Origin of the sequence: Paracoccus fistulariae (assembly GCF_028553785.1) — a bacterium.
Taxonomy (GTDB): Bacteria; Pseudomonadota; Alphaproteobacteria; order Rhodobacterales; family Rhodobacteraceae; genus Paracoccus; species Paracoccus fistulariae.
In genome coordinates, this window is sequence record NZ_CP067136.1 from 2,115,414 (window position 1) to 2,133,760 (window position 18,347).

18 protein-coding genes and 3 pseudogenes are annotated in these 18,347 nt (G+C 62.6%); 9 read left to right on the plus strand and 12 right to left on the minus strand.

Annotation, left to right across the window (positions count from 1 at the left end):
- Positions 1 to 9: 9 nt before the first annotated feature.
- The 3 genes from JHX87_RS10375 to JHX87_RS10385 all read right to left on the minus strand — a co-directional run bounded on the left by JHX87_RS10375 (position 10) and on the right by JHX87_RS10385 (position 2,807).
- Entirely contained in the window at positions 10 to 360 is a 351-nt protein-coding gene (locus tag JHX87_RS10375; RefSeq protein WP_272833670.1) for a cyclophilin-like fold protein, read from the minus strand.
- 165 nt (positions 361 to 525) lie between these two features.
- The gene (locus tag JHX87_RS10380; protein WP_271885078.1) at positions 526 to 1,476 is read right to left on the minus strand and encodes an alpha/beta hydrolase; all 951 of its coding nucleotides are present in this window, start codon (positions 1,474 to 1,476) and stop codon (positions 526 to 528) included.
- Positions 1,477 to 1,622: 146 nt separating this feature from the next.
- Positions 1,623 to 2,807 (minus strand): MFS transporter, encoded by a 1,185-nt coding sequence (locus JHX87_RS10385; RefSeq protein WP_271885076.1) that lies wholly within the window; start codon positions 2,805 to 2,807, stop codon positions 1,623 to 1,625.
- Positions 2,808 to 2,921: 114 nt separating this feature from the next.
- Here JHX87_RS10385 and JHX87_RS10390 point away from each other — a divergent pair, with 114 nt between their 5' ends.
- A complete protein-coding gene (locus tag JHX87_RS10390; RefSeq protein ID WP_271885074.1) occupies positions 2,922 to 3,812 on the plus strand; it encodes a LysR family transcriptional regulator in 891 nt (296 codons plus the stop codon).
- A gap of 193 nt (positions 3,813 to 4,005) precedes the next feature.
- Here the strand turns inward: JHX87_RS10390 and JHX87_RS10395 are convergent.
- A pseudogene (locus tag JHX87_RS10395) lies at positions 4,006 to 4,611 on the minus strand (IS3 family transposase); the annotation flags it as partial.
- Between the two features lie 80 nt (positions 4,612 to 4,691).
- On the opposite strand from JHX87_RS10395, the gene JHX87_RS10400 reads away from it, so the two are divergent.
- Both JHX87_RS10400 and JHX87_RS10405 read left to right on the plus strand, forming a co-directional pair.
- Positions 4,692 to 5,078, plus strand: coding sequence for a transposase (locus JHX87_RS10400; RefSeq protein ID WP_271885072.1), 387 nt, complete (start codon positions 4,692 to 4,694; stop codon positions 5,076 to 5,078).
- Positions 5,048 to 5,731, plus strand: coding sequence for a transposase (locus JHX87_RS10405; protein ID WP_271885070.1), 684 nt, complete (start codon positions 5,048 to 5,050; stop codon positions 5,729 to 5,731). Before JHX87_RS10400 ends, JHX87_RS10405 begins: the two co-directional genes overlap by 31 nt.
- A 13-nt stretch (positions 5,732 to 5,744) precedes the next feature.
- Here JHX87_RS10405 and JHX87_RS10410 read toward each other — a convergent pair.
- Positions 5,745 to 6,289, minus strand: a pseudogene (locus JHX87_RS10410) (transposase); the annotation flags it as partial.
- 60 nt (positions 6,290 to 6,349) lie between these two features.
- Here JHX87_RS10410 and JHX87_RS10415 point away from each other — a divergent pair.
- Positions 6,350 to 6,736 (plus strand): annotated as a pseudogene (locus JHX87_RS10415) (transposase); the annotation flags it as partial.
- Between the two features lie 146 nt (positions 6,737 to 6,882).
- Here the strand turns inward: JHX87_RS10415 and JHX87_RS10420 are convergent.
- A complete protein-coding gene (locus tag JHX87_RS10420) occupies positions 6,883 to 7,980 on the minus strand; it encodes a PA0069 family radical SAM protein (RefSeq protein ID WP_271885068.1) in 1,098 nt (365 codons plus the stop codon).
- Positions 7,981 to 8,070: 90 nt separating this feature from the next.
- Here JHX87_RS10420 and yghU point away from each other — a divergent pair, with 90 nt between their 5' ends.
- Positions 8,071 to 8,943 carry a glutathione-dependent disulfide-bond oxidoreductase gene (gene yghU / locus JHX87_RS10425; protein ID WP_271885066.1) on the plus strand — a complete coding sequence of 291 codons (873 nt, stop codon included), beginning with the start codon at positions 8,071 to 8,073 and terminating at the stop codon, positions 8,941 to 8,943.
- Between the two features lie 798 nt (positions 8,944 to 9,741).
- On the opposite strand, the gene ilvC is transcribed toward yghU, so the two are convergent.
- Complete coding sequence (gene ilvC, locus JHX87_RS10430; RefSeq protein ID WP_271885064.1) at positions 9,742 to 10,764, minus strand: ketol-acid reductoisomerase; 1,023 nt, start codon at positions 10,762 to 10,764, stop codon at positions 9,742 to 9,744.
- A 127-nt stretch (positions 10,765 to 10,891) separates the two neighbouring features.
- Here ilvC and JHX87_RS10435 point away from each other — a divergent pair, with 127 nt between their 5' ends.
- The 3 genes from JHX87_RS10435 to JHX87_RS10445 all read left to right on the plus strand — a co-directional run bounded on the left by JHX87_RS10435 (position 10,892) and on the right by JHX87_RS10445 (position 12,378).
- Positions 10,892 to 11,347, plus strand: coding sequence for an Lrp/AsnC family transcriptional regulator (locus JHX87_RS10435; protein WP_271885063.1), 456 nt, complete (start codon positions 10,892 to 10,894; stop codon positions 11,345 to 11,347).
- Between the two features lie 23 nt (positions 11,348 to 11,370).
- Positions 11,371 to 11,811, plus strand: a complete 441-nt coding sequence (locus tag JHX87_RS10440; protein WP_272833933.1) for an Lrp/AsnC family transcriptional regulator — start codon at positions 11,371 to 11,373, stop codon at positions 11,809 to 11,811.
- Positions 11,812 to 11,925: 114 nt separating this feature from the next.
- The gene (locus tag JHX87_RS10445) at positions 11,926 to 12,378 is read left to right on the plus strand and encodes a hypothetical protein (RefSeq protein ID WP_271885059.1); all 453 of its coding nucleotides are present in this window, start codon (positions 11,926 to 11,928) and stop codon (positions 12,376 to 12,378) included.
- Between the two features lie 6 nt (positions 12,379 to 12,384).
- Here the strand turns inward: JHX87_RS10445 and ilvD are convergent, their stop codons facing one another.
- Positions 12,385 to 14,223 (minus strand): dihydroxy-acid dehydratase, encoded by a 1,839-nt coding sequence (ilvD, locus tag JHX87_RS10450; RefSeq protein ID WP_271885057.1) that lies wholly within the window; start codon positions 14,221 to 14,223, stop codon positions 12,385 to 12,387.
- Positions 14,224 to 14,353: 130 nt separating this feature from the next.
- A complete protein-coding gene (locus JHX87_RS10455; RefSeq protein ID WP_271885055.1) occupies positions 14,354 to 14,668 on the minus strand; it encodes a DMT family transporter in 315 nt (104 codons plus the stop codon).
- 246 nt (positions 14,669 to 14,914) lie between these two features.
- On the opposite strand from JHX87_RS10455, the gene JHX87_RS10460 reads away from it, so the two are divergent.
- Positions 14,915 to 15,439 carry an outer membrane beta-barrel protein gene (locus JHX87_RS10460; protein ID WP_271885053.1) on the plus strand — a complete coding sequence of 175 codons (525 nt, stop codon included), beginning with the start codon at positions 14,915 to 14,917 and terminating at the stop codon, positions 15,437 to 15,439.
- 97 nt (positions 15,440 to 15,536) lie between these two features.
- Here the strand turns inward: JHX87_RS10460 and JHX87_RS10465 are convergent, their stop codons facing one another.
- From JHX87_RS10465 to JHX87_RS10475, 3 genes are all read right to left on the minus strand, one after another.
- Entirely contained in the window at positions 15,537 to 16,181 is a 645-nt protein-coding gene (locus JHX87_RS10465; protein WP_271885051.1) for a GNAT family N-acetyltransferase, read from the minus strand.
- A 153-nt stretch (positions 16,182 to 16,334) separates the two neighbouring features.
- Positions 16,335 to 17,534, minus strand: a complete 1,200-nt coding sequence (locus JHX87_RS10470) for a UbiH/UbiF family hydroxylase (protein WP_271885049.1) — start codon at positions 17,532 to 17,534, stop codon at positions 16,335 to 16,337.
- A gap of 78 nt (positions 17,535 to 17,612) precedes the next feature.
- On the minus strand, positions 17,613 to 18,293 hold the full coding sequence (locus JHX87_RS10475; protein WP_271885047.1) for a pyrimidine 5'-nucleotidase: 681 nt from the start codon (positions 18,291 to 18,293) through the stop codon (positions 17,613 to 17,615).
- Positions 18,294 to 18,347: the final 54 nt, after the last annotated feature.

Consider the following 18,347-nt stretch of genomic DNA (forward strand, 5'->3'; position numbering starts at 1 on the left):
CTCCGTGGTTCAGGATAATGGCTCGATGCGCAGCGGAAATGTCCCGCGCACCAGCAGAGGCGCGGTGCCGCCCTCCAGCCGCCCCAGACGGATCAGATCGCCGCGATAGGAATAATCGCCGTGGAAAAAGGCCAGATTGCCCCAGCCGCGAAAATAGCACAGATCGCCCGGGGCCTCGTCATCGTAATCGGTCAGCCCGCCCTCATCCAGACGGCGCGGCAGATGGGCGATCTTTTCGTTGGTCGAGAAATCCTCGATGGTCAGGGACAGAGGCAGCATCGAGATCAGGTCGCGGCTGGTGGCGCTGTCCTGAAGGCGGACGACGAATTCCTGATCGGCGAAGGTGCAGCGGATGCGCATGGGGGCCTCTTTGGTTTGGGCGTGCAGGCGGCGCGGAAGGGTGGCGGCAATTGCGCCGGCAAGAAGGACGCGGCGCGAGAGGGTCAGGGCTGTCCGGGGTGCAGTCATCTCATGTCCTTTCGCGATGGTCCCGCCCCGCCGCAACAAAGGCGGGGCGGTGAGTGCTTACACCAGAACGTCGCCAAAGAAGCTCTCGATCCGGTCGAAGGGGATCACATCGACCTTGTCATACAGATCGGTGTGGTTCGCGCCCGGCACGATCAGCAGCTCTTTCGGTTCGGCCGCAGCCTCATAGGCCGTTTCGCTGAAATAGCGCGAATGGGCATTCTCGCCATGGATCAGCAGCACCGGACGCGGCGAGATTTCCGCGATATAGGTCAGGATCGGCAGGTTCATGAAGGGCAGCGGCGTGGTCTTCGTCCAGGCATTGCCCGAATTCACGGCGCGTTCGTGATAGCCACGCGGCGTGCGGTAATAATCGTGATATTCCACCACGAATTGCGGCTCTCCGCCCTGCAATTCCAGCGAGGGCGGACCATAGGCCGGTGCGCCATTCGCCGCATCCTCCCACCGCTGACGGCCAAGGTTTTCCAGCATTTCCGTCCGCTGTTCCAGCGTCACGCTGTCATTATAGCCGCGCGACATCACCCGCGTCATGTCATACATGGTGCTGGTTGCGACCGCCTTGATACGCTTGTCGATGGCCGCAGCACTCAGCGCCATGCCGCCCCAGCCGCAGATCCCGATGATCCCGATCCGTTCGCGATCGACGGCCTCATGCAGGCCGAGGTAATCGACAGCGGCCATGAAATCCTCGGTATTGATATCGGGCGAGGCGACATTGCGCGGTTCCCCGCCGCTTTCGCCGGTAAAGGACGGATCGAAGGCCAGCGTGGCAAAGCCGCGTTCGGCCATGGTCTGCGCGTAAAGCCCAGAGGATTGTTCCTTGACCGCGCCAAAGGGGCCAGCGACGGCGATGGCGGGCAGCGCGCCGCTGCGATCCTTCGGCAGATACAGATCGCCGGTCAGCGTGATGCCATAGCGGTTGGTGAAGCTGATCTTTTCATGGTCAACGCGGTCGCTTTGCGGGAAGGTTTTGTCCCAGTCTTTTGTCATGGTCTGTGCCTTTGCAGTTGAAAGAGTGATAAGTGATGTCATGCCGAGTGCGACAGCACTTGCGGTGCCAAGCTTCAGCAATGCGCGACGGCCAAGTTCTGTGCCGGGCGATGTGTCTTGATGAGCCATTTCGATCTCCTTGAGGTTCAGGGCTTCAGCATCCGTCGGCCGCTGCCGATCAGGGCGGTGGCGATGGCGGACAAAAGGACGCTGCCGGCGAAGGTCGCGGTGATGGAAAACCCATCCAGCAACAGGCCTCCGATGACGGCCCCCAGCAGGATCGACAGCTGGATCGCGGCGACCATCAGGCTGCCTGCGGCCTCTGGCGCGTCATCGACGTTCTGCGACATCCAGGTCATGAAAATCACCGACATGGCCGTGTTCATGACGCCCCAGATGGCCAGCAGGAGCCCCGTCAGCACGGGCGAGGCACCCGCGAAGATCAGCGCCAGCGTGACCGCACCCATGATCAGCGCCGGCAGCTTCAACTGCGCGGCCACATTGTTTCCCACAAAGCGGCCCGCCGCCCAGGTGCCGATAAAGCCCGCGCTGCCCAGAACCAGCAGCAGGATCGACAGCGTGGTGACATCGACGCGCGTGACGGTCTCCAGATAGGGGCGCAGATAGGTGAACATGGTAAAGGCCGCGCCCCAGGACAGCATCGCCGCGATCAGGCCACGGGCGAAATAGGGACGGCGCAGAACCTCGATCAGCGTGCCAAGACTTTGCCGGCCGCGTGCGGGCAGCGACGGCAGCGCGACCAGATGCCAGACAAGGTTGCCCGCCACCAGCGGCACCAGCGCCCAGAAAACGCCGCGCCAGCCGATGATATCGCCCAGATAGCTACCCATCGGCGCCGCAAAGGCCGCCGCGATTGCCTGTCCGCCATACATCAGCGACAGGCCGCGCGGCACCTCGGACGCGGGCACCAGCCGCATGATGACGGCGGTGGCCAGTGCCCAAAATCCGCCGACGCAGATGCCCAGAAGCGCTCGGGCCAGCATCAGCATGGCAAAGCTTTGCGCCACGGCGACCATCACCAGCGAGGCCAGCATCAGTCCGGTCAGCGCGACCAGCACGGTCTTGCGGTTCAGCCGCCCCGCGACCGTGGTGATCAGCATGCTGGCCGCGACCGCAAACAGCCCGCTGATGGAAATCGCCTGTCCCGTCTGGCCTTCCGTGGCGCTCAGCCCCTCGGCCATCGGCGTCAGCAGGCTGACCGGCATGAATTCCGACGCGATCAGCAGCGCCACGCACAGCGCCATGGCCATGACCGCGCCCCAGGCGGCGTCGGGCCGGGATGTCGTTTCGATGAAAGTTGCATCCGTCATGGTCGAATTCCCCGGTTCAAATCCTGTTGACGGGAAGATAGCGACAAGGCGGCGACCTGATTAGCCACGCCAAAAGGCATGGACTTATCGAACCGGTCGATTAATCATGACCCCATGTCAAAGACCGATTTCAATGACCTGATGTGGTTCCGCATCACCGCGGAAGAGCGCAGCTTTACCAAGGCGGCAGCCCGCATCGGCGTGGTGCAATCGACGCTGAGCCATACGATCAAGCGGCTGGAAGGCAATATGGGCATCCGCCTGCTTAACCGCACCACGCGCAGCGTCGCGCCCACCCCTGCAGGCGAGCGTCTGCTGGCCACCATCGCCCCCCGCATGACCGAGATCGAGGATGAGATCGCCGCCCTGATGGAGTTCCGCGACAAGCCCTCGGGCTCGATCCGGCTGACGTTGTCCGATCACGCGCTGAACACCGTGGTCTGGCCGAAGCTGAAGCCGGTGCTGCAGGACCATCCCGATATCAGCGTCGAGTTCAGCATCGATAACGGCTTTCGCAATATCGTTGAGGATGGGTTTGACGCGGGCGTCCGTCTGGGTGAAAGCGTCGAGAAAGACATGATCGCCGCCCGCATCGGCCCCGACTGGCGCATGGTGGCGGTCGCCTCGCCCGCCTATTTCGCGCAGCACGGGGTGCCGCAGCAACCCCAGGATCTGTTGCAGCACAATTGCATCAACATGCGCTATTCGCGCGGTGGCCTGTCGTCCTGGGAGTTCGAGAAGGACGGTCAGGCGCTGAATGTCCGCGTCGAGGGACAACTGACCTTCAGCAACAATTATGCGATGATGGACGCGATCCTTGGCGGAATGGGTGTCGGTTTCGTGCCGAACAGCCTGGCTGACGGGCACGTCGCGTCGGGCGCGCTGCAACTGGTGCTGGACGACTGGTCGCCCTTCTTCGACGGCTATTTCCTCTACTACCCCACCCGCCGCCAGAACCTGCCCGTCTTCAGGCTGATCGTCGACGCGCTACGAGAACGCGGGTAGCGCGCAGGCCATGCCACGACATCAGAAACGGCAGACGCTTGGACACCCGCCACATTGCCTCGGAGAGCTTCCTATGGCGTCGCTGCCACCAAAGCGGTTTGCGTTTGATCTGAATCGAAATGGGATTCACAGGGGGCTGTTTGTTTGTTTCAATTGCTTTGGTTGAGCTTCTGCCGGTTTGGTGGACAGCAGGTTAAGCTAGCATAGTGCGGGCCTCGAACTCCATGGGGCTGAGGTAGCCCAGTTTTGAATGCCGTCTGCGCGGGTTGTAGAAGCGCTCGATGTAATCGAAGACGTCTGCGCGTGCCTCGTCTCGGGTGCGGTAGACCTTGCGTGCCGACCGTACGGTCTTCAGCGATGAGAAGAAGCTCTCCATTGCTGAGTTGTCCCACAGGTTGCCTGCCCGGCTCATCGAGCAGGTGATCCCGTTGTCGGCCAGAAGCCGTCGAAACTGTTCGCTTGTGTATTGCGATCCCTGGTCCGGGTGATGAAGCAGCGCGTTAGCCTTGCCACGTCGCCAGACGGCCATCATCAGCGCGTCCATGACCAGCGAGGCATCCCGTTCGGCCTTCATGGACCATCCGACGACGCGCCGGGAGAACAGGTCCAGCACGACCGCGACGTAGAGCCAACCTTCCGCTGTCCAGATATAGGTGAAGTCGGCCAGCCACTTCTGGTTCGGTCGCTCGGCCCGGAAGTCCCGGTCGAGGATGTTATCGGCAATGACCGACCGTTCGCCGTCGTCCTTGGGCTTTCCACGGCGTCTGGGCCACGCCCGCAAGGCATTGATCCGCATTAAAGCGGCGTGCCCGAAACATGAATCGTGGGATTCCCCGTTCTGCAGTTTCATGATTCCCTTCCTTTGGGAGGATATGGATCATGTCAGCACCATTGCCGTCGGCACTTCGGGTTCGGTTTCAACGCTACATTGAGGAGGGCCTGAGCGGGCGGGCGGCTGCGGCGCGGCTGAAACTTTCGCCCGCGACCGGTGCGCGATGGGCTCGGCTGGTTCGCGCCACCGGAGAAGCGCGTGCCGCGCCGCAGGGTCGCCCCAAGGGGCACGGAAAGCTCGCGCCGCATCGCGGCTTCTTCGAGGTGCTGCTTGGGCAGGACGCGGACATGACCCTGCCCGAACTGGGTCGGGCGCTTGAGGATGCGACCGGCGTCTGCGCTCATTCGGCCTCGATCGGGCGATTTTTGCGCAAGCTGGGCTATCGTTACGAAAAAAATCGCTGGTGGCCTCCGAGCGGTGTCGCGCGCGTGTGAAGCGCCTGCGTTCGGACTGGTTCCTGCATCGCATGCCCGCGATGCGCGAGCATCCGGAACAGATTGTCTTCATTGATGGTAAGGAGGATCAGAAAACGATCCGGTGGATCGTTTTCCCGACGAACGCGGTGAAGACCAATCTCACCCGCCTGCGAGGGCGGGCGTTGCGCGGGCAACGGCTGGTCATGGATGCACCATTCGGCAGCTGGGGCACCCAGACCTTCATCGCAGGCCTGACAACCGATACACTGATCGCGCCCTGGGTCATCAAGGGGGCGATGGACGGCGACGCCTTCGCCACCTATATCCGCCAGGTTCTGGTCCCGGAACTGGCACCCCGCACCGTGGTCGTTCTGGATAACCTTGCCCCCCATCGCAACGCCGAGGCCGCCCGGGCCATCCGCGAAGCGGGCTGCTGGTTTCTCTATCTGCCGCCATATTCGCCTGATCTGAACCCGATAGAAATCAATCGGGCGCTCTCTCGAACGCATGGCGTTCGCGCCCTCATATTCGCCAAGCTCAAGGCGCATCTCAGGCGCATCGGTGCCCGCAGCTTCACACAAGTCTTTGAGGCCATCGGCAGGGTCTGCGAACTCTTCGATCAAACCGAGTGCTGGAATTACTTCAAGGCCGCAGGATATGGCGCAGGTTAAAGGCGAGATGCTTTAGCGGTTCGATCCGGTGAAGCCCGCAGGCCAGCCCTTCCTCCAAGACATCGCGCCAGACGCGGCGGGCGCCGTGGGTCCGGTCGCTGGCCTTGAAGCTCGTCTCGATTGCCGTGACGAGCTTGGCATCATGGATCTCGCGGGCGCTGACCGGGCGGTTGAGCCAGGTGTGGAAGCCCGACCGCGACACATCCAGCACGTCGCACAGCCAGCTGACCGGCCAGATGTGGCGGTGCTTGGCGATGAAGGCGAACCTCATGCCGCCTCTCGCGCGAAAAAAGCGGCCGCTTTCTTCAGGATGTCACGCTCCGCACGAAGACGCGCGACCTCTTTCTTCAAGGCTGCAATCTCGGCCAGATCGGCCCGCATCTGCCCGTTCCCGGGAAAGGCCGCAGCAGGCGCAACTATCAATTCCCGCATCCAGCGACGCAAAACGCTCTCCGCCACATCAAGGTCACGGGCGGCCTGCGCCACCGACACTCCCCGCTCGGTCACCAGCCTTACGGACTCGATCTTGAACTCAAGGCTGAACTTCCGTCTCGTCATATCCACTCTCCAGTTCATTGGTCACGATCTTATCTTCGTGTCCACCAAACCGGCGGCAGCTCACAAGCCGATGGTCATGCCGAACGCCGTGCCGCAATCGCCATGCTCCACCGCCATTCACCCGGATCGACCCGGCGACTGACCTTGGCAGCGGATCGGGGCTATGACAGCGCCGATGTCGTCGCCGAGCTACGCCAGATGGTGGTGACGCCGCATGTCGCGCAAAAAACCCGACATTCCGCCGTTGACGGAAGAACCACCCGGCATCCCGGCTACGCCAAATCGCAGCGGTGCAGGAAGAAGATCGAAGAGCCTTTCGGCTGGGCCAAGACAGTCGGAGGGATGGCGCAGACCCTGTATCGCGGGATAGAGCGGGTGCGCGCCCGCTTCACGCTGACGATGGCCGCCTGCAATCTGGCGAGGCTGCCGAAACTGCTGGCGGACTGACGCTGGAAGGCAGCGCTCAGGACCGCCTTCACATAATCCGACCCCACACAGATCCGCGTCGAGCGAAACCGTGCCTCACAGCGCAGTTTTTCAGCAGCCTGCTAAACTGCGGCCTTCTTTTCCGCTGTCCCTCCCCTTGCAGCGCCCTAAAACAGCGACAACTGATCTCCGGCCCTCGGCGGCGGGCCGAATTTGCTGCAATCCAGCGGGGCGCTGCCCTCCGGGTAGCCAAGCCGTTTGCGTGCCAGGCGAAAGCGCTGCAGGGCCAGCTGCGCCTCATGGCCCTGCGCCCTGAAGCGATGTCCGAAACGCGGGTCATTGTCGCGCCCGCCGCGCATGGCCTGCACCCGGTTCATGATATGGGCCGCCATGCCCGGCCTGTGGCGCTGCAACCAGTCGCGAAACAGCGGCGCGACCTCGTAGGGCAGACGTATGGGGATCATGCTTGCAGTGGTCGCCCCGGCCTCGCGCGCGGCTGTCAGGATCGCTTCGATCTCGGGCTCGGTCAGCACGGGAATGACCGGCGCGACCATGACGCGGACCGGCACGCCCGCCCGCGACAAATCGCGGATCATCCGCAGCCGCACGGCAGGGGTGGGCGCGCGCGGCTCCATCGCGCGGGCCAGATCGGCATCCAGCGTCGTGACGCTGACCCCCACCGCTGCCTGATCCTTCGCCGCCAGTTCGGCCCAGAGATCAAGATCGCGCAACACCGTCCGGCCACGCGTCACCAAGGTCACAGGGTGATTCCAGTCGCGCAGCACGCGCAGGATGCCCGGCATGATCGCCAGCCGCGCCTCGACAGGCTGGTAGGGATCGGTATTGGTCCCCAACGCGATCGGCGCCACCTTGTAAGACGGTCGCGCGATTTCGCGTTCCAGCAGCGCGGGCGCGGTCGGTTTCGCCGTGATCTTCGTTTCGAAATCCAGCCCGGGCGACAGGCCCAGATAGGAATGGCTGGGCCGCGCGAAACAATAGATGCAGCCATGCTCGCAGCCCCGATAGGGATTGATCGAGCGGTCGAACGGCACATCGGGCGAGCTATTGCGCGCGATGATGCTGCGCGGCGTTTCGGTCACCACATCGGTGCGCAAAAGCCGCTCTTCTTCGGGGATGTCCCAACCGTCATCTTCCCGCTCTCTCCGATAGGGTTCAAAGCGGCCATCCGGGCGCGTATCGGCGCCCCGGGCCTTCAGAACCTCATCCGGATTGCGTTTCGGCAGCATGCGGCCAATATAGAACATAAACGGAACATTTGCCAAGTCACCATGAGGCTTGATTTCCGCCCGCCCCGCTCACACCTTGGGCGCAAGAGATAACCGACAGGGAAGAAGATGAGCGACGATTACACTCCGCCGAAGGTCTGGACATGGGATGCCGCGAATGGCGGCGAATTTGCCAGCATCAACCGTCCGATTGCCGGCCCCACCCATGACAAGGATCTGCCCGTCGGCAAGCATCCGTTGCAGCTGTATTCGCTGGCCACGCCCAACGGGCAGAAGGTCGCAATCCTTCTGGAAGAGCTGCTGGCCGCAGGCCATCGCGGCGCGGAATATGACGCCTGGCTGATCCGCATCGGCGATGGCGACCAGTTCGGCAGCGGCTTTGTCGAGGTGAACCCGAACTCCAAGATCCCTGCGCTGATGGACCATTCGGTCACCCCGCCGCGGCGGGTCTTTGAGTCCGGATCGATCCTGCTGTATCTGGCCGAGAAATTCGGTGCCTTCCTGCCCAAGGATCCCGCCGCACGAACCGAGGCCCTGAACTGGCTGTTCTGGCAGATGGGCTCGGCTCCGTTTCTGGGCGGCGGCTTCGGGCATTTCTTCCACTACGCGCCGGTCAAGATCGAATATGCCATCAACCGCTATGCGATGGAGGTGAAGCGTCAGATGGACGTGCTGGACCGCCACCTGGCCGATCACCGCTTCATGGCGGGCGAGGAATATTCGATCGCGGATATGGCGATCTTCCCCTGGTACGGGCGCATGACCACCGGCGGCGTTTATGGCGATGCGGTGACCTTCCTTGACGGGAAAAGCTACAAGAACGTTGTCCGCTGGAACGACGAAATCGCCGCCCGCCCCGCCGTGCAGCGTGGCATGATGGTGAACCGGACCTCTGGCGAGCCGTCCGAACAACTATGGGAGCGCCACGACGCCAGCGATTTCGAACTGCGCACGCAGGACAAGCTGGACGCGCAGGAATGACGACAAGGCCCGGCCCGAAAGCGCCGGGCCTTATCTTACCGGCAGTTTGCTGGCGTCGGGTTGTTGTGAGATGAAAATGTCCGGTTTGAGGTCAAATTCATTGGTGCTGCTGTTTGCTCGAGTATGCACTTATTGCTACCAGCCATCGCGAGTAGACGTAGCCCGCAACATAGAGAACAAAGTTTATGAAGTCAGAAATAAAGTCGCTCAGGCGACTTAATGAGGGCCAGTATTCAAGTATTGGTAAGACGGTCAGCCTGCTAACCACTATCGAGTACGAGATGTTCCGTACGATATCGGTCCTAGACTGCGTTGGGAGATGTGAAACCGTCAATGCAGCTCGTGGCACGTTCGATCAACGCAAGAAATTGCTCCGTGAGAAGCTAGAAGGCGATGAACGCTTCAGGGTCGACACACTCAACGATACATTTTTAAAATTAGACACAGCTTCGGAACTGAGAGGCCAGTTTGCTCATGGGCTATGGGTTATTGAGGAGGGACAACTAGTCTGTAAGTTCATCAAGAGGCACCAGAGCCGTCACATCGCCCTGCAAACGATTCAAATGTCGCCTGATAAATTCAAATTGATCCATAGGAACCTAGAATGCATTCTCATAGAATTGGATGCGATTCAAGAACTGTTGGGTTAAAGCTGAATTCTTAATCCGTAAGGAACGTTGGCGCAAATGCAGCGAAATGGCGCTTTGTCCGCTAACCCATCCATCTGCCACGACATTTGATCTCCAAAGAGAAGGCCCGGGGAATCCCGGGCCTTGGCAGTTCAACCTGTCGCGAAAATCAGTTCCGCGCCTTGTCGACCATCTTGCCCTTGGAGATCCAGGGCATCATCTCGCGCAGCTTGGCGCCGACCTGTTCGATCTGGTGCTCGTCATTGATGCGGCGGGTGGCCTTGAAGAAGGGCTGGCCGACGGCGTTTTCCTGCATGAAGTCACGCACGAACTTGCCGTTCTGAATGTCGGTCAGGACCTCTTTCATGCGCTTCTTCGTCTCATCATAGGGCAGGACGCGCGGGCCGCTGACATATTCGCCATATTCAGCCGTGTTACTGATCGAATAGTTCATGTTGGCGATGCCGCCTTCATAGATCAGATCGACGATCAGCTTCACCTCGTGCAGACATTCGAAATAGGCCATTTCGGGCTCATAACCCGCCTCGACCAGGGTTTCGAAACCGGCGCGGATCAGCTCGACCAGACCGCCGCACAGCACGGCCTGCTCGCCGAAGAGGTCGGTTTCGCATTCCTCACGGAAATCGGTCTCGATGATGCCCGAACGACCGCCGCCAATGGCCGAGCAATAGGACAGGCCCAGGTCCAGCGCCTTGCCGCTGGCATCCTGATGCACCGCGACCAGGCAGGGCACGCCGCCGCCTTTGACATATTCGCCGCGCACGGTGTGGCCCGGACCCTTGGGCGCCATCATGATGACATCGACGCCCGGCTTCGGCTCGATCAGGCCGAAATGCACGTTCAGACCGTGGGCAAAGGCAATTGCCGCGCCTTCACGCAGGTTGTCATGGACGTATTTCTTGTAGGTGTCGGCCTGCAGTTCGTCGGGCATGGTGAACATGATCAGGTCGGCCCATTTGGCGGCCTCGGCGATCTCCATCACCTGCAGGCCTTCGCCTTCGGCCTTGGCTTTCGAGGGCGAGCCTTCGCGCAGCGCCACGACGACGTTCTTGGCACCCGAATCGCGCAGGTTCAGCGCATGGGCATGGCCCTGGCTGCCATAGCCCAGAATCGCGACCTTCTTGTCCTTGATCAGGTTCACGTCACAATCGCGGTCGTAATAAACGCGCATCTTGAAATCCTTTCCATTGCGTTGCGCCTTTCTAACGCGCAGGCCCTGTCAGGGATGTTCAATTTTCGCATAATCTGCGATAGTTGTGAGGTAATCATGCTCATTTGGTAAGTTATGCGAAAATTCCATGCCTGATACGACCGACCGGCGCATATTGCGCCATCTTCTTGCGGATCCCGACGCGCCCAATGCGGAACTGGCAGAGCGCGCGGGCGTCACGCCTGCAAGCCTGTGGCGGCGGTTGGAGAAACTGCGCGACAGCGGCGTGATCACCGCCATCCAGAACCAGATCGACTGGCGCGCCCTTGGCTGGGAGGTGCAGGTCAGCCTGCGCTTTACCCTGGACAAGACCGAACCGCGGGCCTTTGACGAATTCATCGCCGCCGCGCGCAAAGTGCCCGAGGTGACGGAAATCCAGACCTTTCTGGGCAGCGTCGATCTGCGCCTGTCGGTGATCGCACGCGATATGGCGCATTGGCAGCAGGTCTATCGCGACCGCATCCTGACGCTGCCCCATGTCTCGGACAGCGACGCGCTGATGCTGGTCTCGACGATCAAGGACAGCCAGGAGATGGCGTTGTGAGCGCCGGGCTGGACAGCACGGATATGGAAATCCTGCGGATCCTCTCCGCAGATGCCACGAAAAGCGCGGCCGAGATTGGCCGCATGGTCGGGATCGGTCAGTCGGCGGCATGGCGCCGCATCCGCAAACTGACCGAGGCAGGCATATTGGGTCGCAGGCGCATCCTGATCGACAATGCCGCCCTTGGCTTTGGCGTCACCGTCTTCCTTGGCATCCGGCTGGCCGCGAAGGGCCGGACCAGCCTTGAGGATTTCGAACGCGCCGTGACCGCCATCCCCGAAGTTCAGACGGTGCAGCATGTGCTTGGCCAGTTCGACTACCGGCTGCGCATCATTGCCCGCGATATCAGCGATTTCGAGCGTATCCTGCGCCGTCGCATCATGACGCTGCCGGGCGTCGGTCAGGTCGAGGCCAATGTGATGCTGTCCGAAGAACGCCTGCCCGGTCCCCTGGGCACGCTTTAGCCGATCGGCGCAATCTGCGACGCCCTGACGCGCAGGCATTGGCGGCACGGGTTGATATGCAGGCGCGGGCCTGTCCTTATGTGATCGAAACAGTTCAGTTGAAGAGAGGGCGAAATGCGCGAACGCAGCCTGGGAAAGACGTTGAAAAACCTTGTTCTGGCCTTGCTGAACGCCACGCTGATCCTGCTGGCGGTCTGTCTGTGGCTGGGGCTGCGGATCGCCAGCGAGGTCAGGGCCGTCAGCGACAATCTGCATGTGAACCTGACGCAATTGCAGCCCTTGCAGAATGGCGTCACCTCGGTGACCAGTGAAATCGCCGGGCTGCGTGCGGATCTGGCGGCGATTTCGGAACGTGACGTGATCGCGCCAGAGACCGTGGCAAAGCTGCGCGACAAGGCCGGGCAGCTTGATACGCGGCTGACCAACCTGTCGCAGATGGCCGATCAGCTTGTCGCCGATCCGGGCATTCTGGCCGAACGCGCGGCCAGCGCCGCCATCACCAGCCTTGGAAACGAGGCGCAGGAGCTGCTTGGCTGTCGCCGCAGCGCCGATGCGCCCTCGTCTTAGGTCAGATCACTCGGGCACGACCCGGACCGCGCCCTTGGCCGCGCTGGTGGTCAGCGCGGCATAGGCCCGCAGCGCCGTGGTGATCTTGCGCTGACGCGGCTTCACGGGCTTCCAGCCTTCGGCATCGCGCGTTTCACGACGGGCGGCCAGTTCAGCATCATCCACGGCCAGGTGAATCACCCGGTTCGGAATGTCGATCTGGATCAGATCGCCCTGCTCGACCAGTCCGATGGTGCCGCCCTCGGCCGCCTCGGGCGAGACATGGCCGATGGACAGACCCGATGAACCGCCCGAGAAACGACCATCCGTCACCAGCGCGCAATCCTTGCCCAGACCTTTCGATTTCAGATAGCTGGTCGGATACAGCATTTCCTGCATCCCCGGCCCGCCGCGCGGTCCCTCGTAGCGGATCAGCACGACCTCGCCCGCCTTGACCTTGCCGGTCAGGATGCCCGACACCGCGTCATCCTGGCTTTCAAAGATATGCGCCGGGCCCTCGAATTTCAGGATCGATTCATCGACGCCTGCGGTTTTGACGATACAGCCATCCTCGGCCAGATTGCCGTAAAGCACGGCCAGACCGCCATCCTTGGAAAAGGCATGTTCGGCATCGCGGATCACGCCCGCAGCGCGGTCCGTATCGACATCGTCATAGCGGCGATCCTGCGAGAATGCGGTCTGCGTCGGCACGCCACCCGGCGCCGCGCGGTAGAAATCATGGACCGAGGCCGCATCGGTGCGCATCACGTCCCAGCGGTCCAGCGCCTCGGCCAGCGTGCCGGAATGGACGTTGCCGACGCTGGTATCCAGCAGACCGGCGCGGTCCAGTTCACCCAGAATCGCCATGATCCCACCTGCGCGGTGGACATCCTCCATATGGACATCGCTTTTGGCCGGGGCGACCTTGCACAGCACCGGCACCTTGCGCGACAGCTTGTCGATATCGGACATGGTGAAATCTACCTGCCCCTCATAGGCCGCAGCCAGCAGGTGCAGCACGGTGTTGGTCGAACCGCCCATGGCGATATCCAGCGTCATCGCGTTCTTGAACGCCTCGAAACTGGCGATAGAACGCGGCAGGACGCTGGCATCGTCGCCTTCGTAATAGCGACGCGCCAGATCGACGACCAGATGCCCCGCCTCGACGAACAGCCGCTTGCGGTCCGCATGGGTCGCGAGGGTCGAGCCATTGCCGGGCAGCGACAGACCAAGCGCCTCGGTCAGGCAGTTCATCGAATTGGCCGTGAACATGCCCGAACAGGACCCGCAGGTCGGACAGGCCGAACGCTCGATCGCCTGCACATCGGCGTCCGAGACATTGTCATCGGCCGCCGCGACCATGGCATCGACCAGATCCAGCGCCTTGACCTTGCCATCTTCCAGCACGACCTTGCCGGCCTCCATCGGTCCGCCCGAGACGAAAACGACCGGAATATTCAGACGCAGCGCCGCCATCAGCATGCCGGGGGTGATCTTGTCGCAATTGCTGATGCAGACCATCGCATCGGCGCAATGGGCGTTGACCATATATTCCACCGAATCCGCGATCACCTCACGCGAGGGCAGCGAATACAGCATGCCGTCATGGCCCATCGCAATGCCGTCATCCACGGCGATGGTGTTGAACTCCTTGGCGATCCCGCCCGCTGCTTCGACCTCGCGCGCGACCAGCTGGCCCAGATCCTTCAGATGGACATGGCCCGGCACGAATTGGGTGAAGCTGTTCACGATGGCAATGATCGGCTTGCCGAAATCGCTGTCCTTCACACCGGTCGCCCGCCACAATCCGCGTGCGCCCGCCATGTTGCGGCCGTGGGTGGTGGTGCGTGAACGATATGCAGGCATTGGCTCGACTCCTTTGGCTGGGCGCGGTTTACCATCCTTAGGAAGGGAAGGAAATTGCTGTCGGCGCCGGTTTCAAGATGTTTTCATGCCGCAGAGGGGTGGTTTTCGGTCAGAAGCACCCGGAATCCGGTCACGAGGCCAGCTTCATCGCCACAATCCCGGCCAGAATCAGCCCCGCCGCGACCAGCCGCCCCATCGTCACCGGCTCACCAAACAGCACCACGCCGACGATAAAGGCGCCGACCGCGCCGATCCCGGTCCAGACCATATAGGACGTGCCCAGCGGCAGGCTGCGCATCGCGATGGCCAGCAGCCAGAAAGAGGCCACCATGCCGACCAGCATGATCCCGGTCGGCAGGATCCGGGTAAACCCCTGCGATTGCTTCATGGCGGTCGCCCAGACGATTTCCAGCAGACCGGCGGCGATAAGGGTGATCCAGGGCATGACAGACCTTCTTGGCTTTGCCGGGTCGTCCCGGCTGCGTGACCCATGATGGGGAGGTCGTCCTCTGCCCGGTAAAATAGGGACGCCATCACGAAAGGCAAGCGCCGGCGCTTTGTGACGTGGCTGACATGATCCCCAACACATCACCAGACAGCGCTTTGCAACTTTCGGCGGTGGCGGCCCGTAGAGTCTGATGGGCGCGCAGAGGTGACGCCCACTCGGATCGACATTTGAATGGAGGTTGGAATGAGAAAGCATTTTGCAATCGGCGCGGCTGCACTGGCGCTGTCGGCGACGTCGGTATTGGCCGAAGACTGGTCAGGGTTCTATGCCGGTATCGGGATTGGCAATCTGGAGGTGGATACAAGCGTTCCCGGCATCAAGGAGAATGACACCGCTTACGGCATCCATGCCGGATACCGGATGGATGCCGGGGATTGGGTTGTCGGCGGCGAATTCGAGCATGACTGGACCAATCTCGATCTGGTTCCCGGGGCGATCTCTGTCGACCGCGTGATGCGCCTGAAGGCCACGCTGGGCTATGATCTTGGGCCGGCCCTGGTCTATCTGGCCGCCGGTACGGCCAATGTGGATGTCGATGGCCTTGGTGACGATTGGGGCGGCTTCTACGGCATCGGCGCGGCCTATGCCGTCAGCGACCGGGCCAATGTCAGCCTGGAACTGTTGGAGCATAACTTCAACGATATCGGCGGCTCTGGCATCGATGCCGACGCCTGGAGCGCCGGGCTGCGCGCCTCCTGGCGGTTCTGAGCCCCGTGCTGTCGGCTAAATAGGGCTGAAAGCCTTGTATCGGCAAGGCCGTGGACCGCAGACCCCGCGCCCACAGCCTTGCCATCACGCGGACCGATTACAGCGTCAGCCGCATCCGGGTGGCTGCGGAAAAGCCAAGCAGCGGTTGCAGAAAGGACGTGCTTTCGGTGCCCCTGGCCACAAAGCCCAGCCGCTCGTACAGGGCGCGGGCACGCGGATTGCTGTCAATCACATCCAGCGTGATATGGGCATAGCCCTGCGCACGGGCATGGGCGAAAAGCGCCTGAAACAATGCCGCCCCCACGCCTTTGCCGCGCGCATCGGCACGAACGCAAATGCCATCCATCTGCAAGCTGTCGCCGGGCGCTGATCGTTCCAGCATGGCCAGCGGAACCAGCCGCCACAACGCGCCAATCCCATAGTGCCGGAACAGATCCGCGATCCCGGCCTGCGAAAAGCCCGTCCCGTCAGTCTGGAAGGCCGCGATGCCAAGCAGGTCATCCCCGTCCAACGCCGCAAGGACCGAAGGCGGGTGCACCGTCTGGGCAAAGAAGGCCACGCCGCGCGGCGCCGGGCCAAGCAGCTTGCCCAGCTTGGCGCCAAATGCCTCCCAATACAGTTCCGCCGCCGCCTGCCGCATCGACGGGGGCAGGCCATGTTCGATCCTCAGCATGACACCGATATAGGCGCATTCCCACGCGCGCCCAAAGCAATAGAGCGTTTCGGGTTCAGGTTGATACATATCCGCTCAGCCTGCCTGTCGCGCCAGCGGCAGGCACGCGTCCGCCCGCCCCACGGCGGGCGCGTTCCGCGCCCACCCGGGCAGACGCTCAACGCGAAGCGAGACTGTTTCGACATTAAGCCCAAAGCAATAGTACTGCGGCCGCCAAAGGCGTCAGCGCAGCCCCAGACCTGCCCGCATCATCAGCCGTCGCACCGGCGCCACGCCATACAGCCCGCCCAGCGCCGCCGCCCGCAGATCGCGCAAGGGTCGCAAGGAGGCCTGGCTGGCACGGTTCAGCGCATCGATGCCCAGCAGGCGGGCATAGGCGTCGGGGCGGCGCTTGCGGTTATAGTCGGCCAGCGCCGCCGCATTGCCGGGATCATTGCGATTCAGCTCGATCAGCGCGGCCAGATCGGCCAGGCTCATGTTCAGACCCTGCGCGCCAATGGGTGGCAGGACATGGGCGGCCTCGGCGATCAGAGCGGTGCGCGGGCCGATGAAACTGTCGGCGATCTGGCTGATGATCGGCCATTGGCTCAGCCGCGTCGCGGGTGTCAGATGGCCCAGAATTCCTGCCGAGCGCTCGTTCAGGGCAGCCTCGAATTCCTCGGGCGGCAGGGCGGCCAGCCGGGCGACCTCGGGGCCGCTTTCCATCCAGACCACGGCCGAACCGGGCCGCCCGTCGCGATCAGGCAGCGGCACCAGCGTGAACGGCCCGCCCGAGCGGTGGATCTCGGTCGAGACATTCTCATGCGGCAGATCATGGGTGACGGCAAAGGCCAGCGCCTTCTGGCCATAGCGGAAGGTGCGCACCCCGATCCCCAGCGCCTGCCGCACCGGCGAATTGCGCCCATCCGCACCGATCAACAGCCGCGCCCGGACCTGCCGCCCATCCGACAGCGTGACCAGGGCGGCCTCATCCCGCGCGACCACCTGCGCGGTGGCCAGACCGGGCTGAAAGCGCACCGTCTGCAATTGCGTCAGCCGGGACGAGATCTCTCGCCGCAGCAGCCAGTTGGGCAGGTTCCAGCCAAAGGGCTGATCGCCGATCTCTGCCGCGTCGAAATCGCGGATCAGGCGTGCGGCGGGCTGCGCCCCGCCCGCATCCACGATCCGCATGACCTGCAAGGGCGTGGCATGGGGCGACAGACGCTCCCACAATCCGATCTGGCCCAGCAGCGAGACCGAGGGCGTCAGAAAGGCGGTGCTGCGCAGATCGGCGCCCTCGGCGCCTTCCTCGGTCACCGGGGGCGCGGGATCGACGCAGAGCACGCTATGCCCCTCGGCACCGAAGGCCGCCGCGGCGATCAGCCCGGCAATCCCCCCGCCCGAGATCAGAACATCGACCTGTTCAAAGCTGCTATCCGTCATCGCGGCCATCCTGATTGCATCGCGCCGATCATGCCCCGAACGCACGGCCAAGGCCAGAGCACGCAAGGTCGCAGGCCATCAGACCCGCGACGCGGTCAGCGATTGCAGAAAGGCGGTCAGATCGCGGGTGTGGCGATCGATATGGGCGGGCAGTTTCTGGCCCGCCGCATCATCGGACACGACATCCGGGCCACGTCGTGGACCGACCAGCACCGTGCGCATGCCCAGTTCATGCGGCACGGCCAGATTGCGGGGATCATCCTCGAAAAACGCGGCGCGGCGCGGGTCGATGCCGCTTTGCGCAATCACCGCATCGAAGGCCGCGCGGTTGGGTTTGGGATGATAGCCGGTCTCTTCCACGCCAAAGATCTGGGTGAACATGTCCAGCCCCCGCGCCGCCAGCACCTTGCGCGCATAGGTCGAATCGGCATTGGTGTGGATCAGCTTGCGCCCCGGCAGGGCATGGATCGCCGCACACAGATCCGGCGCCGGGCTGAGCACATCAAAGTCGATATCATGGACATCGGCGAGATAATCGCTTGGATCGACGCCATGCCGCTCCATCAGGCCCGCCAGCGTGGTGCCATGGCTGCGCCAGTATTCGTCACGCAGCTGATCGGCACGGGCGTGATCGCAATCCAGCACCCGCATGACATAGGCGGTCATCCGCGCCTCGATCTGCGGGAAAAGCGCCATTTCCGGCGGGTAAAGCGTGTTATCCAGATCAAAGATCCAGACATCGACATGTGTGAAGTCCATGCCCCCCGGATACAGATCAAACAGCGCCCTTGCAATCGCGCACGCCCCGGACAA